Source organism: Bacillus cereus group sp. BfR-BA-01310 (assembly GCF_022664325.1).
In the GTDB taxonomy this organism is placed as follows: Bacteria; Bacillota; Bacilli; order Bacillales; family Bacillaceae_G; genus Bacillus_A; species Bacillus_A paramycoides.
Genome location: NZ_JAKUHD010000097.1, coordinates 1 through 425 on the forward strand (window position 1 = coordinate 1; position 425 = coordinate 425).

Here is a 425-nt window from a genome sequence, read left to right on the forward strand (position 1 = left end):
TGCTCTTTGTTCTTGTTCGTTAAACGAGATTTCCTCTCCAATCATGTAAGAGTGCGCTTTTCTTTTAAACGAAATAAATTCTCCATTTGGAGTTAAAACAACTACGCTATGTTTTTTTATATCCATCACAATTCCTTTATTCATCATGCTACCCCTCTTATATAATCAAGAATGTATGTATAGTTGTTTGCAAAGATAATACACATTGCAATAATGTATTTTCTATGCCGCTCTAACGTTTTACGACTTACCCTAACACGTGGTTCAATATGTTTAAGCGGTAACTTTTTCTTTCGGAACAGCTCTTCCATCATTTTCTCGTCTTTTATAATAATCTTTACAATTTCTATTAAGTGCTCACGCGTATCACGATGCTTAGGAGATTCCTTAGCAAGCTCTGAAAATGTGATTTTAAACTCAGCTAG

The 425-nt window shown here is 33.9% G+C and carries 1 protein-coding gene and 1 pseudogene; both read right to left on the reverse strand.

The genetic code is table 11. The features are described from left to right. Positions 1–147, reverse strand: a 147-nt coding sequence (locus tag MR109_RS29785; RefSeq protein ID WP_242274864.1) for an anti-sigma factor domain-containing protein, incomplete at its 3' end; no start/stop codon positions are given. Then, positions 144–425: pseudogene (locus tag MR109_RS29790) on the reverse strand (RNA polymerase subunit sigma); the annotation flags it as partial. The pseudogene MR109_RS29790 and the gene MR109_RS29785, both read right to left, overlap by 4 nt.